The sequence below is a fragment of the Pirellulales bacterium genome (assembly GCA_019636335.1).
Taxonomy (GTDB): Bacteria; Planctomycetota; Planctomycetia; order Pirellulales; family JAEUIK01; genus JAHBXR01.
Window position 1 is genome coordinate 1 of the sequence record JAHBXR010000006.1, and the last position, 19,997, is coordinate 19,997.

18 protein-coding genes are annotated in these 19,997 nt (G+C 58.3%); 11 read left to right on the forward strand and 7 right to left on the reverse strand.

What is annotated here, in order from left to right:
* A partial coding sequence (locus tag KF708_07695) for a hypothetical protein (GenBank protein MBX3412554.1) occupies window positions 1–311 on the reverse strand: 311 nt, incomplete at its 3' end.
* Between the two features lie 30 nt (window positions 312–341).
* Here KF708_07695 and KF708_07700 point away from each other — a divergent pair.
* Window positions 342–3,170, forward strand: coding sequence for a DEAD/DEAH box helicase family protein (locus tag KF708_07700; protein MBX3412555.1), 2,829 nt, complete (start codon window positions 342–344; stop codon window positions 3,168–3,170).
* Window positions 3,171–3,707: 537 nt separating this feature from the next.
* Here the strand turns inward: KF708_07700 and KF708_07705 are convergent.
* Window positions 3,708–4,733, reverse strand: coding sequence for a hypothetical protein (locus KF708_07705; protein MBX3412556.1), 1,026 nt, complete (start codon window positions 4,731–4,733; stop codon window positions 3,708–3,710).
* Between the two features lie 816 nt (window positions 4,734–5,549).
* Between KF708_07705 and KF708_07710 the strand changes: the two genes are divergently transcribed.
* The 3 genes from KF708_07710 to KF708_07720 all read left to right on the forward strand — a co-directional run bounded on the left by KF708_07710 (window position 5,550) and on the right by KF708_07720 (window position 8,058).
* The gene (locus KF708_07710) at window positions 5,550–6,443 is read left to right on the forward strand and encodes a B12-binding domain-containing protein (GenBank protein MBX3412557.1); all 894 of its coding nucleotides are present in this window, start codon (window positions 5,550–5,552) and stop codon (window positions 6,441–6,443) included.
* Window positions 6,444–6,470: 27 nt separating this feature from the next.
* Complete coding sequence (gene uvsE / locus KF708_07715; GenBank protein ID MBX3412558.1) at window positions 6,471–7,418, forward strand: UV DNA damage repair endonuclease UvsE; 948 nt, start codon at window positions 6,471–6,473, stop codon at window positions 7,416–7,418.
* Between the two features lie 109 nt (window positions 7,419–7,527).
* Window positions 7,528–8,058 carry a tryptophan-rich sensory protein gene (locus KF708_07720; GenBank protein ID MBX3412559.1) on the forward strand — a complete coding sequence of 177 codons (531 nt, stop codon included), beginning with the start codon at window positions 7,528–7,530 and terminating at the stop codon, window positions 8,056–8,058.
* A gap of 254 nt (window positions 8,059–8,312) precedes the next feature.
* On the opposite strand, the gene KF708_07725 is transcribed toward KF708_07720, so the two are convergent.
* The 3 genes from KF708_07725 to KF708_07735 all read right to left on the reverse strand — a co-directional run bounded on the left by KF708_07725 (window position 8,313) and on the right by KF708_07735 (window position 11,019).
* Window positions 8,313–9,182, reverse strand: a complete 870-nt coding sequence (locus KF708_07725; protein ID MBX3412560.1) for a nucleotidyl transferase AbiEii/AbiGii toxin family protein — start codon at window positions 9,180–9,182, stop codon at window positions 8,313–8,315.
* A gap of 9 nt (window positions 9,183–9,191) precedes the next feature.
* A complete protein-coding gene (locus KF708_07730; GenBank protein MBX3412561.1) occupies window positions 9,192–9,800 on the reverse strand; it encodes a type IV toxin-antitoxin system AbiEi family antitoxin domain-containing protein in 609 nt (202 codons plus the stop codon).
* 1,021 nt (window positions 9,801–10,821) lie between these two features.
* Entirely contained in the window at window positions 10,822–11,019 is a 198-nt protein-coding gene (locus KF708_07735) for a type I restriction endonuclease subunit M (GenBank protein ID MBX3412562.1), read from the reverse strand.
* Between the two features lie 726 nt (window positions 11,020–11,745).
* Between KF708_07735 and KF708_07740 the strand changes: the two genes are divergently transcribed.
* Entirely contained in the window at window positions 11,746–12,222 is a 477-nt protein-coding gene (locus KF708_07740; protein MBX3412563.1) for a helix-turn-helix domain-containing protein, read from the forward strand.
* Between the two features lie 8 nt (window positions 12,223–12,230).
* Here KF708_07740 and KF708_07745 read toward each other — a convergent pair whose 3' ends face one another.
* Window positions 12,231–12,857 carry a hypothetical protein gene (locus KF708_07745; protein MBX3412564.1) on the reverse strand — a complete coding sequence of 209 codons (627 nt, stop codon included), beginning with the start codon at window positions 12,855–12,857 and terminating at the stop codon, window positions 12,231–12,233.
* Window positions 12,858–13,269: 412 nt separating this feature from the next.
* Here KF708_07745 and KF708_07750 point away from each other — a divergent pair, with 412 nt between their 5' ends.
* Both KF708_07750 and KF708_07755 read left to right on the forward strand, forming a co-directional pair.
* Entirely contained in the window at window positions 13,270–13,770 is a 501-nt protein-coding gene (locus KF708_07750) for a hypothetical protein (GenBank protein ID MBX3412565.1), read from the forward strand.
* A 193-nt stretch (window positions 13,771–13,963) separates the two neighbouring features.
* The gene (locus KF708_07755) at window positions 13,964–15,298 is read left to right on the forward strand and encodes a toll/interleukin-1 receptor domain-containing protein (protein MBX3412566.1); all 1,335 of its coding nucleotides are present in this window, start codon (window positions 13,964–13,966) and stop codon (window positions 15,296–15,298) included.
* Between the two features lie 69 nt (window positions 15,299–15,367).
* Here KF708_07755 and KF708_07760 read toward each other — a convergent pair whose 3' ends face one another.
* Window positions 15,368–15,892, reverse strand: a complete 525-nt coding sequence (locus tag KF708_07760) for a site-specific integrase (GenBank protein MBX3412567.1) — start codon at window positions 15,890–15,892, stop codon at window positions 15,368–15,370.
* On the opposite strand from KF708_07760, the gene KF708_07765 reads away from it, so the two are divergent.
* From KF708_07765 to KF708_07780, 4 genes are all read left to right on the forward strand, one after another.
* A complete protein-coding gene (locus tag KF708_07765) occupies window positions 15,858–16,439 on the forward strand; it encodes a ParA family protein (GenBank protein MBX3412568.1) in 582 nt (193 codons plus the stop codon). The two genes, KF708_07760 and KF708_07765, sit on opposite strands and share 35 nt — an antisense overlap.
* Window positions 16,384–16,788: a hypothetical protein gene (locus KF708_07770; protein MBX3412569.1), complete on the forward strand. Its 405-nt coding sequence runs from the start codon at window positions 16,384–16,386 to the stop codon at window positions 16,786–16,788. The genes KF708_07765 and KF708_07770 overlap by 56 nt, the downstream gene beginning before the upstream one ends.
* A gap of 16 nt (window positions 16,789–16,804) precedes the next feature.
* Window positions 16,805–17,236, forward strand: coding sequence for a HEAT repeat domain-containing protein (locus KF708_07775; protein ID MBX3412570.1), 432 nt, complete (start codon window positions 16,805–16,807; stop codon window positions 17,234–17,236).
* Window positions 17,237–18,025: 789 nt separating this feature from the next.
* Window positions 18,026–19,516, forward strand: coding sequence for a recombinase family protein (locus KF708_07780; GenBank protein ID MBX3412571.1), 1,491 nt, complete (start codon window positions 18,026–18,028; stop codon window positions 19,514–19,516).
* The last annotated feature ends 481 nt before the right edge of the window (window positions 19,517–19,997 follow it).

A 19,997-nucleotide genomic window follows, 5' to 3' on the forward strand; every position in this document is an offset into this window, starting at 1 on the left:
TTTTGAGTCAGATTTGTGTCGGGTTTTGGGCCGCTACGACTTGCTGAGGTAGCGCTCACCATGGCCGTGTTTTTCGTCAACTGGTTTACCGAACGGTTGCAAGCCGCCGAACGCGCATGCATTGTAATGGGAGAGCTTTGGGCGTGGAAAGGAACAACGTCTAGGGGTAGGCTATTTGCCATAACTGCCTCTTCGAAGGCGCCGTCAATCAGGAACTGCAAATTGAGCCCGGCGTTCTGGGGAAGTTCCTTTAGCCCCTGGCGCAGTGCTTGATTCGCAAGCGACCGGCGCACAAAGATGGGAATGGACACGACAGGGCCTTCTCAGGGCAATCAGTTGCAATGAGTCAGCAGGCACTCTCCGTCGATCGGCTTTCTCCCGCGCGTGCGAAAATTGCCTTGTTCCGCTCGCTGTTTCGCGGACGCGAAGACGTCTATCCACGCCGCTTCGAGAATCGCCGAACCGGCAAGGCCGGGTATTCGCCTGCTTGTGGCAACGAATGGGTGCCGGGCGTTTGCGAAAAACCGAGGATCAAGTGCGGTGCCTGTGCGCATCAGCGTTTTCTACCTGTTACCGACGAAGTGATCCGTTGGCATCTTTCCGGGCAGGACGACACTGGGCACGGCTTCGTCATGGGTATTTACCCGATGCTGCGCGACGAGACGTGTTTCTTCTTGGCGGCCGACCTGGACAAAGGTGAATGGCAAGACGACGCGCGAGCCATACTCGACACCTGTCATCGCCTGGGAATTCCTGCGGCGCTGGAGCGGTCGCGCAGCGGCAACGGAGGCCACCTTTGGCTATTTTTCGCAGAGGCAATTCCGGCCACGCTCGCACGCAAGCTTGGATCGCACCTTCTGACGGAGACGATGGAGCGTCGCGCCTGTATGGAGCTCGATTCCTATGACCGATTCTTCCCCAACCAGGATACGCTTCCCCAAGGCGGCTTCGGGAACCTGATTGCTCTGCCGCTACAAAAAATTCCGCGGGAGCTGGGCAACAGCGTATTCCTCGATGACGCCTTCGAGCCATATCCCGACCAATGGGCTTTTCTGTCGACGATACGCAGAATCGACCGTGTGGCCGTCGAGGACATCGTATCCAAGGCCGAACGGAACGGCCGGATTGTCGGCATTCGCTTGGCCGCGATGGACGAAAACGACCATACGCCATGGGCAGATCCTCCCTCCAGGCGTCGAAAAGAGCCTCGAATTGAAGGGCCACTTCCGGAGCGGCTCGATCTAATCCTCGGCAACCAGATCTATATCGCGAAGAATGAACTTCCTCCCGGACTACAAAATCGCCTGATTCGTTTGGCAGCCTTTCAGAATCCCGAGTTCTACAAGGCGCAGGCCATCCGTCTGCCTACCTACGGCAAGCCGCGCATCATCGCCTGTGCTAAGGATCACCAACAACACATCGGCCTGCCGCGCGGTTGCCTGGACGAAGTGCGACAACTGCTCTCCGATTTGGGAATCAATGTTGCGTATCGCGACGAACGTTGTCCAGGCAGCCCGCTGGAGGTCACTTTTCATGGGCAACTGCAAGCCGAGCAGGAGGCTGCGGCGAAGGCCATGCTGGTCCACGATATCGGCGTGTTGTCCGCCACGACCGCCTTTGGAAAAACGGTCATCGCCGCATGGCTAATGGCCCAACGAGGCGTCAATACGCTGGTGCTGGTCCATCGCCGCCAGTTGGTCGAACAGTGGGTCGAGCGGCTGGCCACCTTTCTAAATCGGCCGCCCAAGTTTATCGGCCAAATCGGTGGAGGTCGTAAGAATGCAACTGGTGCGCTTGATGTGGCACTGATCCAGAGCCTGTCGAGAAAGGGCATCGTTCAAGACCTAGTCGGCGACTACGGCCACCTCGTTGTGGACGAATGCCATCATTTATCTGCTTACAGCTTCGAGCAGGTCGCCCGTGCTTCGAAGGCCAGGTTTGTCACGGGGTTGTCCGCCACAACAACGCGAAAAGATGGACATCATCCAATCATCTTCATGCAGTGCGGACCCATCCGTTATCGAGTCGATGCCAAGGCGCAGGCGGCTATACGCCCCTTTGAGCATACGGTCTACGTTCGACCTACGGATTTTTACTCGACGAGCAGCACGGAGGACGCGAGAGTTCGTTTCCAGGAACTGTATTCGGAATTGATCTCCGATGAAACTCGCAATCGGCTAATCTGCGATGAGGTGCTGCAAGCCGTTCGTGAAGGACGATCGCCCTTAGTGTTGACCGAGCGCAATGAGCACCTTGACACATTGGCCGACCGACTTTCCGCTGGAATCCAGCACCTGATCGTCCTCCGTGGAGGAATGGGCAAGAAGGAATTAGGCGCCATCAGCACCCGGCTTGCTGCCATCCCCGAAGGTGAGCAAAGAGCTATCCTGGCGACGGGACGATACATCGGCGAAGGGTTTGACGATTCGCGGCTGGACACACTGTTTCTTACGTTGCCCGTTTCCTGGCACGGAACGATCGCCCAATACGCAGGCCGGTTGCACCGCCTTCACCATCGAAAGCGCGAAGTGCGAATCTATGATTACGCGGACCTGAACGAACCCATGCTCGCCCGCATGTTCGATCGGCGTTGCCGCGGTTACGAGGCGGTAGGCTATAGGATTCTGCTGCCGGCCAGCGCGGTTCCTGGTTGGCCAACCGATGTTCCGCTGCCCGTCGATCCTCAGTGGAAACGCGATTATGCCGCCAGCGTTCAGCGGCTTGTCCGCGACGGCGTTGACAAACCGCTGGCGACTTTGTTTGTTCACGTGGCAAAATCCATGACGGTGGACGCCGAGGGAACGGAGCGCGCACGCAGCGCCAGCGAGGCCTTCTTGTACCGCCGCCTGCAAACTCTTCCGGAGACGGCTGGCCGGTTTCGCTTGAATGCTGAGTTGCCGATTCCGTTTGACGGAGGCGGCTGCATGGAGGTCGACTTTCTGTGTGCCGATGCACGTATTGCCGTCGAGCTCGATGGATTACAGCATCTGGAAAGCGCTGATGCCTATCGCCGCGACCGTCGCAAGGACTTGCTGCTGCAAGAAAACGGCTATCTGGTGCTCCGTTTCCTTACCGACGACTTGGGCAAACGCCTGGATCTGGTACTCGACACGATCCTGCGTGCTCTCTCCCGCCAGCGGATGGACCGGCAGGATGATCGCGAGCCATGACGATCTATTATCCACCGAGCCGCTTGTCATTGCGACGATCCATGTATGCACCGGTATTGTGAGCTCGTTCGATGGCAGAATTGGAGCGTGACCAGCGCAGGCCCATACAAGTGCCATCCTGTGTCAAGAAACCTGTAGCCCCGATCGCAATGGCAAACCGATCGCGACGCATCTCATAGTCGGACAAGGAGTTGGAGATTCGTCTTCTGGACTTGAAAATCGGGGCGACAGGATTTGAAGGCCCAGAAAATCTTGTTGCTCTTGCGTGGGAAACGCAGTGGACACGTAGGGCAGTGTGAGTTTTCACATCGACTTTTGTCGCATTGAACTCGTCATGCGCATGGCGATTGCAAGGCGACGAAGTGGCTCTCACATCGCCCATGCTGTGCCAGATTTGTGTCAGATTTTTTGCACGGCGTTTTTGGGGTGTCGCGCAGCAACGATTGACTTGATTATATCGTGCTGCTGAGTGGCGCCCGAGTTTCTATACCTTGCAACGGTGAAAGGAATCATGGCGTTTGAATCATCGCCCCCTTTCTAGGGCATACGGGTTCGCTGGTGGCGCAGGAGCCATTCAACCGCCTCGGGAAGGATGGCCCCCACGGCCAGCGTGTGACCATAGCCAGGCAAAGCGCGCAGTTCGCCCGGCATGCCTCCGTCGAAAGCGTTTCTAGCAGATGCTTGGAGCGGCTTGGGCGGCACGACACCGTCCAATTCCGGCGATACAACCAAGATCGGCGGAGAATCGGGCGCCACCTGGAACCGGCCGCCGGCGATACAGCAGGCCGCGGCAATCGTGTCGCCGTGCCCGCGGGCCAGTCCTGCCGCGGAACCTGCTCCCATGGAGTGGCCCAACACGTAGACGCGGTCTCGATCAAGCGAGTAGTTGTACCCCAAGGCCTCGATCAGCGCGTGCAGGTTTTTGATGTCGCTGCCAAAACCGTAGGTCAGCGGCGAAGCGACGAGAAAACCCTTTTCGTCGGCCAGCTTCTTGACGATGCCCGCTCCATAGGCCTCCAGGAACATATTTTCGTCGCCCCCCATGCCGTGCAATACAACCAGCAGGGGCACGGCGGCTCCTTGCTCGGCAGCTTGGGGCGCATACACGCGCAGCGGAATCTCGCGCCTGCCAGCTTGCAGCACGCGCCAAGAATCACCCGCTCGCCGGAAATACGGGTCCTGGCCCGACTCAAGAGCTTCAATCTCAGACGCCACGTCGGATGCCAGGGCGTTCAGGTCGGCCAGGAATTGCGCAGAATTCTCCTCCGACGGGCGATCACTTAGCAGTTGGTTGCGTGCGCGGCAACTGGCCAGCGCTTGAATCATTTCCGGCGCGGTGGATTCTATACGGGCCAGTCGCGCCTCGTTTGCAGCGCGTTGCTCATCGAGTGACGATCCCGCGACCACTTGCACGCGGCCAATCGCCAGCGGGCGCCTGTCTTTTGGTGCCAGCTCGACCCGATACAAGCCCGGCGCAAGCTGCTCTTCGGCAACTTCCAGCGTCACCTGGGTATCGACCACCTGTCCGCCTCCCAACTTCACGGCGCAGGGATGTTCGATCACCGTCTCGCCCCGTGGACTGACCAGTCGGAGCCAAAACGTCTCGTCGAGCGGCTCGGGCGATGGCGACGCGTACAACGAGGTCACGCGGCAATCGGCCCGCTGCTTTCGTCCCGCGATCCACACGGGAGGCTCGACGCTTACTTTCAGCGAAACCAGCGCGCGCTCGAGGGGAGTTTGTTGCTCCGCGACGAGCGATTCCCAGAGCCCGTCGATGATGCGAATAGCCTCGGAGTGGTTTCCCAGGAAAAACACCCGCGTGGCACCGTCAAACTCTTGATTGATGCGGGCGATCTCGTCAGCCGCGGGCGGGTTCAACATAAACTCCCGCTCAAGCCGCAGATACGCCGCCGCCAGATCGGCGCGCGTGATCCCCACGCGCGCGGGCTTGCTCTCCGAAGCGGTTGCGGAAGCCTCTTGGGACGGTGAGTCGGCCGAGGACAGGTCTGGCACAGTCCCAGCCGCCAACGTAAGCACCAATCCAAGCGTCAGATATCTTGCCATCTTCGGCCTCTTGGTCGATGGAATCGCTCACAGCGAGCAGTCGGGCAAGGTTTTGAACGTAAAACCAACTCCCAGGCTTGTTCTTGTCGAACCACGCCCAGGCACGCCGCATAGCAAAGTGGCGGCCTGACCTAGAGGCTTCCTATAGAATTCAATCAAAACATTCATTGAGATTTATAGCGACCGGTGGTCGCATCGTCAACAAAATGGAGATAAAATAGCTAATTATAAACCGTATATGCTGATAGGCACGGATACTGGGCGCCATCCGGATCCGTTGATATATTCGATCAAATCGTTCACACGAGGAAGTCATTGAAACGACTTGTCACTCCCAAGCAGGTTGCCCAGGCCATCGGCATGAGCGAGTCTTCAGTCAAGCGCTGGTGCGACCGTGGCTTGCTCAATACGGTGCGCACCGCTGGCGGGCACAGGCGACTGGCGATAGACGAGGTTGTGCAATTTCTCCGCAAGTCGGGCCACAAGCTGTTGCAGCCTGAACTATTGGGATTGCCTGTCAACGCAGGCCAGGGAACGTTCGTAGTGAGTCGGGCTCGCGATCAAATGCGAGAAGCACTTTTGGCCGGCGACGAGGAACAGTGTCGACGAATCGTCTCCGACTTGTACCTATCGGGGCAAACCGCCTGCGACCTCTGCGACCGCGTCCTGGCCGCCGCCTTCCATGAAATCGGCCACGGCTGGGAGTGCGGCAAAGTGGTTGTGTATCGCGAGCGGCGCAGCTGCGAAATCGCCCTCAAAGCGTTGCATGATTTGCGGTTGGCTCTGCGCAGCCCGCAGGTTGACGCTCCGATGGCGATTGGCGGCGCCTTGGAAGACGATCCCTACAGGCTCCCCACCACCATGGTTGAGATCGCACTGCGCGAGACTGGCTGGCGGGCAACCTCGCTGGGCACGATGCTGCCCACCGCCACGCTGTCTGAAGCTGTGCGCGAGAATCAACCGGCTCTATTGTGGGTGAGCGTCTCGACGATTGCTTCCGTTCCTCGGTTCCTCGACGAATATGCCCGGCTTTGCGAAACGGCCACGGCCCTGGGAACGGCGGTTGTCGTCGGTGGACGTGCCTTGACTGAGAAAATCCGCCGGCAAATGACGTACTCGGCCTACTGCGACACGCTGCGGCATCTCGTCACCTTTGTGGCGACGCTAACCCATCGCCTTGGTCAACCCGAGACTAAAGAGAGTGGCTGACCTGAAGCATACCCCCAATCTCCTGCCATGATTCGTCTCGGACTCTGTTGCATTTTTCGTGATCAGCCCATCAAGTTCGCGAGCACGACGGCAGCCGCGGTCGGCCGTATGTCGCGCGTCGACGCGCTCGCGAAGCTGAGTAGATTGTGCCTTGAGAATGCGCGAAGCTTGCTGCTCGCCTTGCAATTCTGCGCCGAGCACGACATCGGCTGCTTTCGAGTCAATAGCCGGATTCTCCCCCTCAAGACGCATCCGGTCGCAGGGTACGGCATCGACGAACTGCCAGAGTGTACTGCGGTCGTAGACGGTTTCCGAACATGTGCTGAGTTTGCGGCCCGGAACAGTTTGCGAATCTGCTTTCACCCAGACCAGTTCGTCGTGCTTAACTCGCACCGCGATGCCGTTGTCGAAGCATCTCTTCGCGAGCTGGAGTACCAGGCCGAAGTCGCCCAGTGGATCGGAGCAGACGTCATCAACATTCATGCCGGCGGAGCCTATGGCGACAAACGCTCGGCACTCGAGGCTTTTGAGCGAAACCTTGACCGGCTTTCCGGGGCGGCCCGCACTCGCTTGACCGTTGAAAACGACGATACGATCTACACGCCGGCGGACCTGTTGCCGCTGTGCCGCAAGGCCGGTCTGCCGCTGGTCTACGATGTGCATCACCACCGTTGTCATGGTGACGAGTTATCCATTGAGCAAGCTACCAGCGAGGCAATTGACACCTGGAATCGCGAGCCGCTATTCCACATTTCGAGCCCGCTTGCCGGCTGGGGCGGTTCTCTGCCGCGGCGCCACCACGACTATATCGACTTCGACGACTTTCCAGGTTGTTGGCAGCGGCTCTCGCTCACGGTTGAAGTCGAAGCCAAGGCCAAGGAACTGGCCGTGCTTCGGCTTCGCGATCAGCTCCGCGAGACACGGAACCGTCTGGGACGACGCCCAAAAATGAAAAGATTGAAGCATGAATGCTGACCCGGCACATCGGCCCGACGAACGAGATGGGGCCATCGATATTCGTGTAGAAGGGGACTGTCCTCTCCCGCGTTTCGGTTCTCGGATAGGCTATTAGGAGAAATCGATCATGTCTCAAGGTGCCGCTGAGTTTGCTGAACGTTTGCCGACCGCGTCGCGACCCCCCGTCGGCTGGCAGCTTCTGTGTTTGCTTGGCCTGGTCGCTCTGTGCATCGGCAGCGGTCTTTTCGGCGCGGCGGTCACTTCCGACTCTGTCCGCAATTGGTATCCAACACTCGACAAACCAGGCTGGACACCGCCCAGCTGGCTGTTCGGCCCGGCGTGGACTGTGCTGTACGGTATGATGGCCGTTGCCGCATGGCTGGTTTGGCGAGGTGCAGGTTGGCCTGCGGCGTGGGGAGCGCTCACCCTGTTTTGCCTGCAGCTCGCGCTCAACTTCGCCTGGTCGCCATTGTTCTTCGGCTTGCGCAACCCCGGATTGGCATTCGCGGAAATCTTGGTGCTATGGGTGGCGATCGTGGCGACCTTGATCAGCTTCCTGCGTCATTCCTCCGTGGCTGCGTTGTTGATGGCGCCCTACCTTGCTTGGACGACTTTCGCGGCGTTGTTGAACTTCGCCATTTGGCGGATGAACGGTTGAATTAACTCGATGAAATTCAAGCCATAAATCGGTCCTCCTTTGACCGTTGGAACACCCTGTCGGCTGCGCTCGCGTGTGCCTGGGCAATGGGGATCGACGCGGCATGAAGCTTGGCGGCGGAGCCCAAGGCCCCTCCTCCGACGATGAGCGATGTCGCGTATGGGCCCCACGAACGAAACATTCTGGACTTGTGGCAGGCTGAGTCCGAGAAAGCGACGCCTATGGCTGCGTAACGCCAACAAGTCACTGTTGAATTACTGAGCGTTCAAGACATCCTGATAAAACTCTGCGACCAAGCGAAAGCCTTCGTCTAAATCGGTGGTGGCTAGCGACGCGTCGTTCGCCATTGCAGAAAGCGTTGTCCGCCAAGCCTCGGGAGGTGGCGGCAACTCGCTCGGGACGGGATGTGTGTTTCTCAGCCGAAAGGTCGCTTCTATCGCGGCTCGGATCGCCTGCTTCGCGGGCGGGTCGATCGTCACGAAGAGTACGAGATCGACCAGATCCTTGGTGCGGGTATTCGGCCGATCCGTCCAGGGCAATGTGTAGGCGTGGAGTTTTTCGGCAAACTGCTGAGCTTTTGGAACGGCCAGCACCTTTGCCGGTGCGACTCCCGCGAAGCCCAGAAAATCCTGCCCCACCAACTCTTCCGGCGTGGCTGAGATGGGATCGCCGAAGCCGATGTCGAGATGGAACTTTGCAAATGTCCTGCCTGCGAGAAGTGCGGTCACGGGAAATCGTGCCCCACCATCGGGCGCTCCTTGAAGTTCGCTGCTTGGCTGCGCGATCTGAAACACGAAGTAATCGCCGAGGTCGAGTTCGGCGGCTTCCTGAAGCTCGTCGCGGATTTCCTCCAGCCGTGCGGCAAGCTCTCCGTGTCCGGTTCTCACGGAGAGGTCAATGTCCTTGGTCGTTCGTGCCCGTGGCCGGTAGCGAAGTTCCATCGCGTAGCCTCCCTTGAGCAGCCACGGCGGATCTTTGATGGCAAAGAGCCTTGCCAGGAGCCTCTCGATCACCACCTTCAGGCGCAGCGAATTGATCTGGACGTCACGTTGGGTAGCGACCTGCTTGAGCCGCTCTTCGAGCGAAGTCCGAAACGCCGCGGCGGTCTTGAATGATTTCCCCATGCCGGGGAATTATGACAGGTCGGCCAGCGATCGAGAAAGCCGGTTTGGAGCGGAGAGCCGCTTGGCGATGCCGGTCAGCTTCGACTTTCGCACAAGCCCCCGCTCCAGGGCCTCGGCGATTGCCCTTTGTAGATGCTCTTCCGAAATGGAGTCATCGGCCGAGACATCAAGAATGGTCCGAAGCGGCGTGGTGACTGAAAACCCCTCGCGCTCGTCGAGATCGACTGCCTCCAGCTTGCCGCGATGGAGGACGGTTCCCTTCGGGGCGAGCTTGCGAAACGTTGTCGGTACGGTCAGATGGATCTTCGGGGAAAGCAGATCCGAGAGACCATGAACGGCCAGAGCCGTCTGATGGGAAGCGACGGCTTGCGGACTGTCGTTCCGATCGCGGCTCCAGAATGCAAGCCGCACTAGATCGTCCTGCTCGCTTGGCGGAATCTCCGGCAGCCGATAAACGCCGTGGCCAACCCGTTTGAAATTGCCAACCCGCAGATGGTAGTCCAGGTGCGGATATTGGTAGCCGATTTCCGCAGCCTGCTTGGCGGTGAAGTAGCCGCCCTGATTCAGCGCGATCGCATGAAGCTTCCGAAGCGTGGCTTTGGTAGGACGGTAAGGCATCCGCATAATTCTTCAAATTATTTTAAGTATTGTGCATTCCTTCTCAAAAAGCAAATCCCTGTTCGACTTATTACCGGAAGAGCCGCTGGAGCACGCGATTTGCGCCTCAAAAACCGCAAATATACAGCTTCCTTCAAGTCAAATAGGCGAGCCTCCTGCGTTCGTATTCGGTATGTATCCCCTCCAGTTTGGCAGCCGAGTACTCCCCCGCAAGCTCAATCACGGTGTGTTTGCCTCGGTTCCCCATGATCAGTGCGTCAGGGAGTTTTTCTCCCCTTCCCCAACCACGCCGGTAAAGCTCCGCCTCGCTTACCCATTTTTTGATTCGGCGATCGCCAGCCACGAGATGGTGACAGTAGACAGTGGCGAGGTGTATGTCGTGCGTGACCTCGGTCGCCCTGGGGCGTCGTCCCCCATGCCCTCCCATCAATTTGGTTGCCTGTTTCGTGGCCACCACGAGACGGACTCGCCGAGCGGCCAGCCCCTGCCAGCGAACTTTGAAGCGATAAGCCAGGGCGCCGAAGTCGGGGATGGAGTTGCCCGGACGCCAAACGGCGACGGGCTCGGACAGGTCAATCTCGGGGCGGGCTAGCGCGTCATAGACCAGGACCAACTCGCGTGCAGCCAAAGCGGTCAGTCGCCTGCCTGCCTCTCGGGCAGGCTGGGGAGAGTCGGGCCACCAAACACGGCCCGCTTGAGAGAGGCTCAAGCAGCGGACACGGTGTGTCAGCGTGAAGAGGAGATCGCGGTCGCGGTTGGTTAGTTCGAGTCGTCCGGCCATACGGTCATGGTAGCGTTCGGCGGGTTCGACTTCAGCAGTCGGACCGGACCTTAGGCGACAAAGCAGTCGAGCAGTGATGGAGTTCCAAGCTATTGCGGCGCTGTCGCTTACGATTCGGCTGGCAGGGTCGAGCCGGCCGCGTGGCTGCCGGGGGTTCAACTGCTGGTTCGACTGGTCCAAGCGGTTCGATGAAGGCCGTAGAAAGTGGGCACGCTGGAAGAGTCCAACGTGCCCAGCCCGTTAGTAGTCGTCGGGCATCAAGACGGTCGTGCTGGATCGGTCCGCCTCGGTGATGATCCAGAACTTGGCGCCGTTGCTGGTGCGATAGGCAGAGAGCAACCGCAGGTCGTCACGAAGTGCATCTTCATTGGCTTGCCAGTCTTCGCTGCATACGAGTCCCCAGTCACCGCGCGCGTGGCACTCGATGGCGTCGAGCATCTCACCGGCGGTTACTTCCTCGATTGCCTGGCGCGTGGCATAGACGCTCCCCAAGGGGAAGCGGTCCGTCGAGCGCGCTGGCCGGTTTGCTGTTTGTTCGATCATGGTTCATTCTCCCGATAAATGGGACGCCAAGAGCCCCGCCCAGCCGTCCCGGTTTACCGCCTCCCCTTCGCACGCCAACTTTGACAGGCCGCTTTCGGAGAGGGGGCCGCGGTTTGTTCTTTCAACCCGACTGAAGAACAAACGCGGCCCCCCGACAGAAAGCCGGACAGTCCTACTCCGGCGCAGCCGGAGACGGCTTAAAGGTCATTGCGTGAAATTGCCGAATCCGGCCGAAGAAGCGTGCAAGGGGCCTGACGGCTCTGCCGGCGTGCCCCTTGCTCTTCGTGGCCGGCGTGTGAGGACGCTGGCTGCTGGTCTTGATTCCTTTGCCTTCGTGATGAGGCGGTTGCCGATCATGCGACTCGCAAAATGAGAGAGCTTTGAAGCGTCTGCATCATCCCGCTTCCGGTCGTGTCACGCGCGACCAAGTGTCCGATTTGGTCGTCCGGCGGTTTCAGCCGACGAATGTTTGGCGGTTGCTTGAATCACGGAGTTTCCGAAGTGCTTTCCGTCGAAATCAGGAGCGGAACTTTTCTTGATCGGCTGGCCAGAAATCTCCCTCTTTCCCGGTAGCCTTCCTGATGCGGATGTAATCAAGGTCTTGCACTGGGGAGATTGATCATGTGCGCGGCTGAGAGCGTGTGTGCGGGAGCGACGCGGCAGCAGCTTCTCGCGTTGGGGGATGAGTTTCTGGAAGTGGTGTCACAAGCCAATACCAGGCACAAGCGGAACGGGTCTGGCGGCGTGGACCTAGCCCCTCAGCTTGACGCATTGGTGCGGCTCCTGGGACAGATCGACCAGCGCTTGACGACGCTGGAGCAGCGTCTCGATCAAGTCCATGAGGCGGTCCACGTTCAGCACACGTCGAAGGAATACTACACGACCATCGAGGCCGCGAAGATCCTGGGCAAGCGTCCCTATACCGTGCGGGAATGGTGTCGCTTAGAGAGGGTACATGCCGAGAAGGCTCTTTCGGGGCGCGGCATCGACGAGGAATGGCGGATCTCGCACGACGAGCTCGTGCGCATCCAGAACGAGGGGTTGCTGCCGGTCAAGGATGATTGCTCGATTCGGCCAGCCGTTCGCCTGCCTCGGTAGCGGCCGGATCAGAAGAGCCGTTGCTCGACATGGTTGCCGTAGACCGTCCAGCGTGAATGGGGAAGCTCCTCGCGGCCGTAGAGCTCGATATACGGCCCAGGGCTGACTTGCTCGATCAGTTGCCGTACACGGTCCGGCTTGCGGCTGTGCCGTCCCCACCTGGCGAGCAGCCAACTTGGCTGCGTTCGGTCCGCAAATCGAAGCCGACCGCGCACGCCGAGCAATAAGAATTCATGAGACACGCGCCAGTAATTCCCCATTCCCAGACGGTCCTTGACCCACACGAAGGTTGAACGATAGCGGAATCCCCAAGCATCGATTAGGTCGAGCGCCTCACGCAAGAAGCCGTTGGTGGTCCAGAGATGCAGGTGAGCGTTTGGCTCGGCAAGCTTCTCGACCGGCTCGTTTTGAAGAGCGTCCAAAGACATGACCGGATAGTGCCGAACAGCCGCCGCTCGCGAGGCTTCGTTGTCGTAGGGCCAGGGCGGATCGGCATAGATCGTTGCGAACCGTCGGCCGGCACGAACCAATTCGTGCAGATCGCTCACCACTTCACCCAGGTAACCGTGCCGACGTTCTCCAATCGTCTGGCCAGGCACGCAATGGTTCTCGGAATCGGGCGAATGGAGGGACATGCAGAAGATCTCAAGATGGCCGTTGCTGTGCGGCCGCGTCGTTCGTATTGCACGGCGACTCAGACTTGAGCCAAGGGACCGGCAATTGTTCGCGAGAGCGAGACCGTCGTCCGCACCGAGGACAATGGCCGCTCTTGGTTCGCTGAAACCATTTAGCACTGCAACAGCGGCACACAAAATACCATCGCAGACAAGACATGATCGTGCTCCCCTCTTACACTGCATCGTAGGGAGGGATCGCGGTATCAAACCAGCGACGCAAGCTGCATCCAAGGTCAATGTGGATGTCCGTTCGCTCAAGCTGCGTGAGGCGTTAGAGAGGGCTACAACTGCCTCGATCGAAACAAGAAATGAGGCAATGGGGCACCAGTTCCAGGCTGTGATGGATTCGAGTCTTTGGAGGAATTCGACGATGATCGCGCCTAGCATCGCAGAATTAGAAAGGCGGATTGAACGGCTGCAAACTCGACTTGAACGAGTCGAGATCGAGCACGGACTCTATAAGTCGGCATGCGAAGAAGGCTTAGTGGGGATCTTTGAATGGCGTCCCAAGGAAAACTACATTTACGTGTCGGAGAATCTCCAAAAACACCTTACCGGCGGAGGTTCGCTGCCAGCCGATCCATACGACTGGTGGTCGTTCGTGTTTCGGGCCGATCGGGGCAACATCGGATTCGAGTTGAAGCGATGCTCGGAGGTCCCTTGCACATTGGGAACTCCTCTTGTTCGCATGGAGCGCGCGAACGTTTGGGGATTGGTGACAGCAGCCGGCGAGAATCGGCTGTTTTTATTCCGCTGGCGGGTGCTGTGTGACACGGCACTCACCGCCGAAGTGATTCAAGGTGTGGCTGTGGACTTGACCGATGATTTGGAGGAGATCAACGCGCCACACTTTCAGGAAATCCCGTTTTAGGGTACATCGTCGAGCCGGGCGGTCGATGATTATCATGGCGATGATCACGTTTTTCTTTGTGGATCTCTCCACGCTACGGCAAGCGACCAGATGCGCACTTCAAACGCGAGCCCGGTAGGGCGACCTATCGGAGTCTTTGCATTCGTTCCCCGCTGCCCGATAATAATTGCCACCCAGAATGGCAGGAATCGCAATGAACAGCGAATCGGCACGGTCAAGGCTCGGAGAGGTTTTGGACGAAATCAAAAAGTATCGGCTTTGCGGTCCCAGTGACGACCCCGACGAGCAAACCGCCGTGGTCTATGGTTTCCGCAATTTGCTGACGCGCCTGAAGCGATCCGCACGCATTATCACGGATGATCAAACGCGGGCAGACGTGCAAGAAATCCCGATGCCCGATGATATTTACGGAGTGTACGATGCCAATGCTATCATTGACGCCGTGGCAGGCGATATTCGAGACGAGTTGCACGGTGAGCTAGTGCCAGACGCAAGTCCGAAAGGCGACGGAATGGACTGGAAGAACAATGTCAATTTGCTTTTTGACCCACTCCGCGAACTAGCGGCTCACGGCAGCGACACCGTACTACGCGATGTATTGAATGAGGGAACGCCAGAAATAACGGAGAACAACTACGACAATTGGAACGGTGGAACGACGTACTTCACTTTGACTGTAAGTGTCCCTCCGCACGTCTTTGTCCAAATCGAAGATCGGCTAGACGCGGTTGAAAAAAAGATTCTTGAGCGGGTCAAAAGTCTTACGCGAGCCGAAACCCACGATTTCATAGACATGGTGGTTGTTCAGCCGGGCATGGCGGCCTCCCAACGAGTCGTGCCCGCGAGCGAGACGCCATTTTGGCTCCCGGGCCATTTCAAGTTGTTCGTCAGTCACTTGAGCATCGACAAATTACGGGCAACAAACCTACGTGGCGTGCTAAAATCGTTCGCGATTTCATGCTTTGTTGCCCATGAGGATATTGAGCCAACGAAAGAATGGCAGGTTGAGATTGAGAAGGCGTTATTTTCAATGGATGCCCTTACCGCCGTGCTCACTGAGAAATTCCATCAGAGCAAATGGACCGATCAGGAAGTTGGCGTAGCTCTTGGCCGCGGAATTGCCGTGCTGCCAATTCGAGCGGAGATAGACCCCTATGGCCTCATGGGAAAGTTTCAGGGTATCGCGTCGGTAGGTCGTTCAGTGGGCGATGTTGCCAACTTGGTTGTGGCCACGTTGCTAAAGAATCCGAAAACTCGGAACCGCTTGGTTCAGTGTCTAGTGGAGCAGTTATTAGCTTCCACCGACGCTACGCAAGCAGCGTCCAAATTGGAGGCACTAGAACAAGCCGACGACCTTGCCGACGATCAGTTGATAAGGATTCGGGACAACGCTGCGACAAACCCCAAACTCTTTGACGACGTGAATAGCCGCCGCCGTATCAACGCATTGCTTGCCAAACATGGGGTTGAGCCAGTCCAGATTAAGACGACTACCGAAGAACTCCCTGACGACGACATTCCGTTCTAGCGTATGCCCTTAACACCCCCCGAAACCGTCGCCGCAATCGCAGACACGAGTAGCCGATTGCTCGACGAATCAGAAGCTCCCCGCGATGATTACCGGGGCCTCGGCCGCCTTCCAGTCCCCATCCGGTAGGAGTTTCTGAATCGCCTGCTGCCGGACTTCAGGCAACAGATGGCGATAGCGGCGGCGCATCTCGTCGGTTTGGTGGCCCATCCATTCGTCGATGATGCGTTGATCGACGCCGACCGAGGCCAGGTTCGAGGCGAACGAGTGGCGGAAGATGTGGTAGCCGCGGAGCTTGGCCCACTTGCTCCCCCGGAAGGTCAGCTTGAAGTGTTTTCGGGCAACGTGCTTGTCGATGGGGACGATCGTCTCGTAGTTCTCGCGACCACGGTTGAGGTCTTCACCCTTGGCGAACGTGAAGAGTGTTCCCGGGTGAATGGTGAGCCATTCTTTGAGCACCTGCTTTAGCATCGTCGTCATTTCGACTTGGCGGTAGGTCGTGGCGCGGATGCGGCTGCGTTTCTTCTCACGGATCAGGATGCGGCCCGCCTTGAAGTCGATGTCTTCAACCTGTGAGCGAAGCGCTTCGCTCATCGCCAACGAACCGCTGCGCGACACGCTTTTGCAGCGGGCCTTGCAGCCCGTGGCAGGGGATTTTGATTTCGTGCTGCTGGATACGCCGCCGAATCTTGATCTGGTGACACTGAACGCCATCATGGCCGCCGATTGGCTGATTCTGCCTTGCGACGTGGATCGCGAATCGCTGCAAAGCCTGAAGCGAACGCTCGAAGTGATGAGCGAATACGTGCAATATCGCCCCGAAGTCGATCCCGAAACATTCTACCGCGTGCTGATCACCATCTACGATCCTCGCGACCAGGTGATGAACGACTGGCTCGCCACGCAAGTCGGCCCGCTTGGTCCGACCATGTTCCGCTCGCGGATTCACCGCACGACAGCACTCAAGAAGGCCCGAGCAAACGGCATCACGATCTTTGATTACGCCCAGCGCTCACGATTGCAGAAACTTGCCGCCCGCCGGGCCATCACCGACTTTGATTCACTCACGCAAGAGGTCATCGAGCATGAACACACGCGAAGCCATCGGGGCGAGCGTCTCGCTCTCGCCAATTCCCGCTAGACGAATTGACGCGGCCGAAAAAGCCCGGCAGCTTGTCACCGAACGGCCCGCCGTGACACCGCCGCCGGCAACGACACCCAAGCTTGCGGCCGCACCGATGAACACTTCGGCCAAAAGCGGCGAGGGGAATCGGACCAAAAAGCAGACCAAGCCGTTGGCCCGTTTGTCGAAGCTCACCACCCGGGTTTATCCCGAACAGCTCGAATGGCTGAAACTCGAAGTCAGCCGCTACCGAGAGCAAAATCCCCGCGCTCCGCGCATCACCGTGGAGGAGCTAACCCGCGTTGCGTTGGAGCATTTGCGCGAGACCGGCAACCTCGAAACGCTGATAGCCAAATACCGCGGATAAACAGGAATCGCTAAACATGGACAAACTCGTCAGACCACTTTTGGCCCTTGTTGTATTGCTCGGTATTTGCGTCATATTCTGCGCAGTGTTCTGCTCGACAAAGCAAGATATGGCCGCATCATTGCCGTGTTCGAGCGGGCAGCCAAACCTTCAATCGCTCGCTCAGGAACTAAAAAATTCGGATAGGTATGTCCGTATCTATGCCGCCATGGAGATCAGCAAATTTGGTTGGAACGCGGGACCCGCCGTGCCGGCGCTCGTTGCCGCCCTTAAGGATAGGGATTCAGGGGTGCGACTGGCTGCCGTTGAGGCACTGGACGAAGTTGGTCCGGACGCGAGCCGCGCCATGCCGGCGGTCATTGCCGCGCTTAAGGATGCCTTCCCCCCAGATGCACGCCATGCACCCTCGCGAATATTTCCGAACTCGTTCTTGCTTCAGAGTTTCTGAAATTCCTGCACCGATTGACTCTGTCAATCGATAGCCGGCCCAAGTGCCGTTATGCACAGGATTGATTCGCATCGTTGAAATTCGCTGCCGGGCGATATGACAAAAAGTGCCACAAAATTATCCACCGGGCCGCCATAAAACGACGCCGGCAAACCATCCGCACGTCGCAGCATCGAGGAGTTCTGTGGGCAGAATTGCAATGATTCTGTCACTGATTGACGCCGTAGTTTGGGTGTGCCCCTTGCCCGCGAGTTGTCGCCCTATTTCGTGATTTTTAAGTCGGGTCCTCGACAGCCTTTGGGGAAATCGCCCGGAATTTTTTCCCGACACGGAAGTGCGCCACCTTTGTCCCAAGAAATTATTTCGTGGGGGTTTTACGGACTACCTCGAAGAAACTATTTCCAGCACGTCGAAGAATTCTAATCCGCAGTTTCGACTTCGTTTCGTTGCCCAATGTTGCTGGTCGCAGAAGCACCCCAAAGCGATCCTGATATGCCTGGCAGGTTTTCAGAAGAATAGAGCAGGCGAGGGGACGAACCCAGCCGTTCTATTTTTCTGACCGAGGCCGGGAACGATGAAGCGGCGAGCCACGGAGCGTCGAAGCGAGACGGTGCCACCCGCTGGGGCCGTGCCGCCTGGAACGCCACGCTGGATTTCTGCGGAGCTGATCGCCAAGACTATCCGCACTTGGCAACCCTATTACGACGAACCATTGACCCCCGATGACGCCGTCGCAATGATCACAGGTGTTGGTCGCCTGGTGGACGTGCTCATTCGGGGGAAGGACTGATGAAGCGGTTCGTAGCACTTGCTCGCGTCAGTAGCCGGGAACAGGAACGCGAGGGATTTTCGCTTGCGGTTCAAGAGGATGCCCTGAAACGGTTCGCTATTTCGGCCGGTGGCGAAATTGCAAAGCTCTACCGAATCGCGGAAACCGCCAGCAAGCGGGACGAGCGAAAAACCTTCCGCGAGATGATCGCCTACGCCAAGAAGCACGCCCGAGAACTCGACGGCCTACTCTTCTACAAGATCGATCGAGCCGCCCGAAACCTGTTCGATTATGTCGAACTGGAACGGCTCGAATCGGATTATGGTTTGGTGTTCTTCTCGGTTTCGCAGCCGACCGAGAACACGCCCGCCGGTCGGATGATGCGGCGGACGCTGGCGAACATGGCCAGCTTCTATACCGAGCAGCAATCGCTTGATGTGCGAGAAGGCCTCGCCCGCCGTGTCGAAGAAGGCTGGTTCATCGGCAAGGCCCCCTTCGGTTACAAGAACGTTCGCCGGGAGGGCCGGGGCATTGTCGAGGTAGATCCCGAGAACGCTCCCAAGGTCAAACGGATATTCGAGCTATACGCCTTCCACAATCTGACTCTCGACTCGCTCAAGGCCCGGCTGGCGAAGGACGGCATTGTTTACAAGCCGTCGATGCCCGGCTTTGTCCGAGGCAAGCTCTACGAGATCCTCAAGGATCGGGCCTACATCGGCGAGATCGAGCACCGGGGCAAGTGGTTCACCGGCCGCCACGAGCCGATCGTCGATTTCGGCACCTGGCGGCGCGTGCAGATCCTACTTGGCGGCAAGACCTACCAACGGCATCAATTGACCTTTGGCAGCGAGCTTGTCCGCTGTGGTCACTGCAACCACCCCGTCACCGGCGAAATCAAGACCAAGCAGACCAAGACTGGGGAGCGGCAATACATCTATTACCGCTGCACCCGCTACACCTCGCCCGGCCATCCACGCACGCGAACGACCGAGCAGGAACTTGACCGCCAGATTCTGGAACTGTTCGACCGGATCAAGATCCAAGATCCGGCCGTGCGAGACTGGTTCGTCGACGTGCTCAAAGCCAAGACGCATGACGACGGCCAGGCATCAATCGAACGTCGCCAAGAGCTACAGCGTCAAGTCACGCTCGCCGTAAACCAACGCAGCCGACTCGTTGACCTGCGAATGAATGATGAGATCGACGAAGAGACCTTCGCCGACAAGCGGCTTGAACTGGCGGACCGCATCGCCGACTTGAAGCTCAACCTCGACGCCATCGACCGAGGCCAGGAAGAAATGACCGACTTGGCCCTCAAAGTGTTTGAACTTTCTCAAACCCTTCGGGACAAATGGCTTACCGCCGAACCTGACGTTCGTCGCAAGATTCTCGAAATCGTCTGTTTGAACTACAGCTTGCTCGACGGAAAGCTTTGCTACGAAATAAGAAAGCCCTTCGACGTGCTCGCCGAAGGGCTCGATTTAGCAAAAAGTCGGGGCGACAGGATTTGAACCTTCACTCAATTCCGACGTAACCACAGAAGCCGCTTGCGATTGCGTCAACGCTCCACACCCCGGCGCTGCAAATGCGCTGCATTTCAGGGGCATTTCCTGTCCCTCGGTGGCATCGAGCGACGCTGCTGGTCATCGCTTCGTCCAAACGTGCAATCAATTGCTGCTTGGTCTACGTGACGCGATTGCCTCTTTGAATTCGAAGACGCCTCGCGGACTCTGTGTCCCCGCAGAGCATCTTGCGATTGCGTGGCCCGGCCTTTCGCCGCATGTTCGCGAAGCCGTAACCACGGCGGTCGATTCACTCGTCGTAAGCGATTCCCGCGAGACTCCATCTGACGACGCGGACCCGTCGTCGGGCACGGTGGTCGCGTCCCTGATCTGGGAAGAACTTAAGGCCGTCTGGCCAGAATTGCCGCCCCACGTGCGTGACACTCTAGGGACCATCATTCTGGCGATTGTTGCGAACCGAGACGAAAGG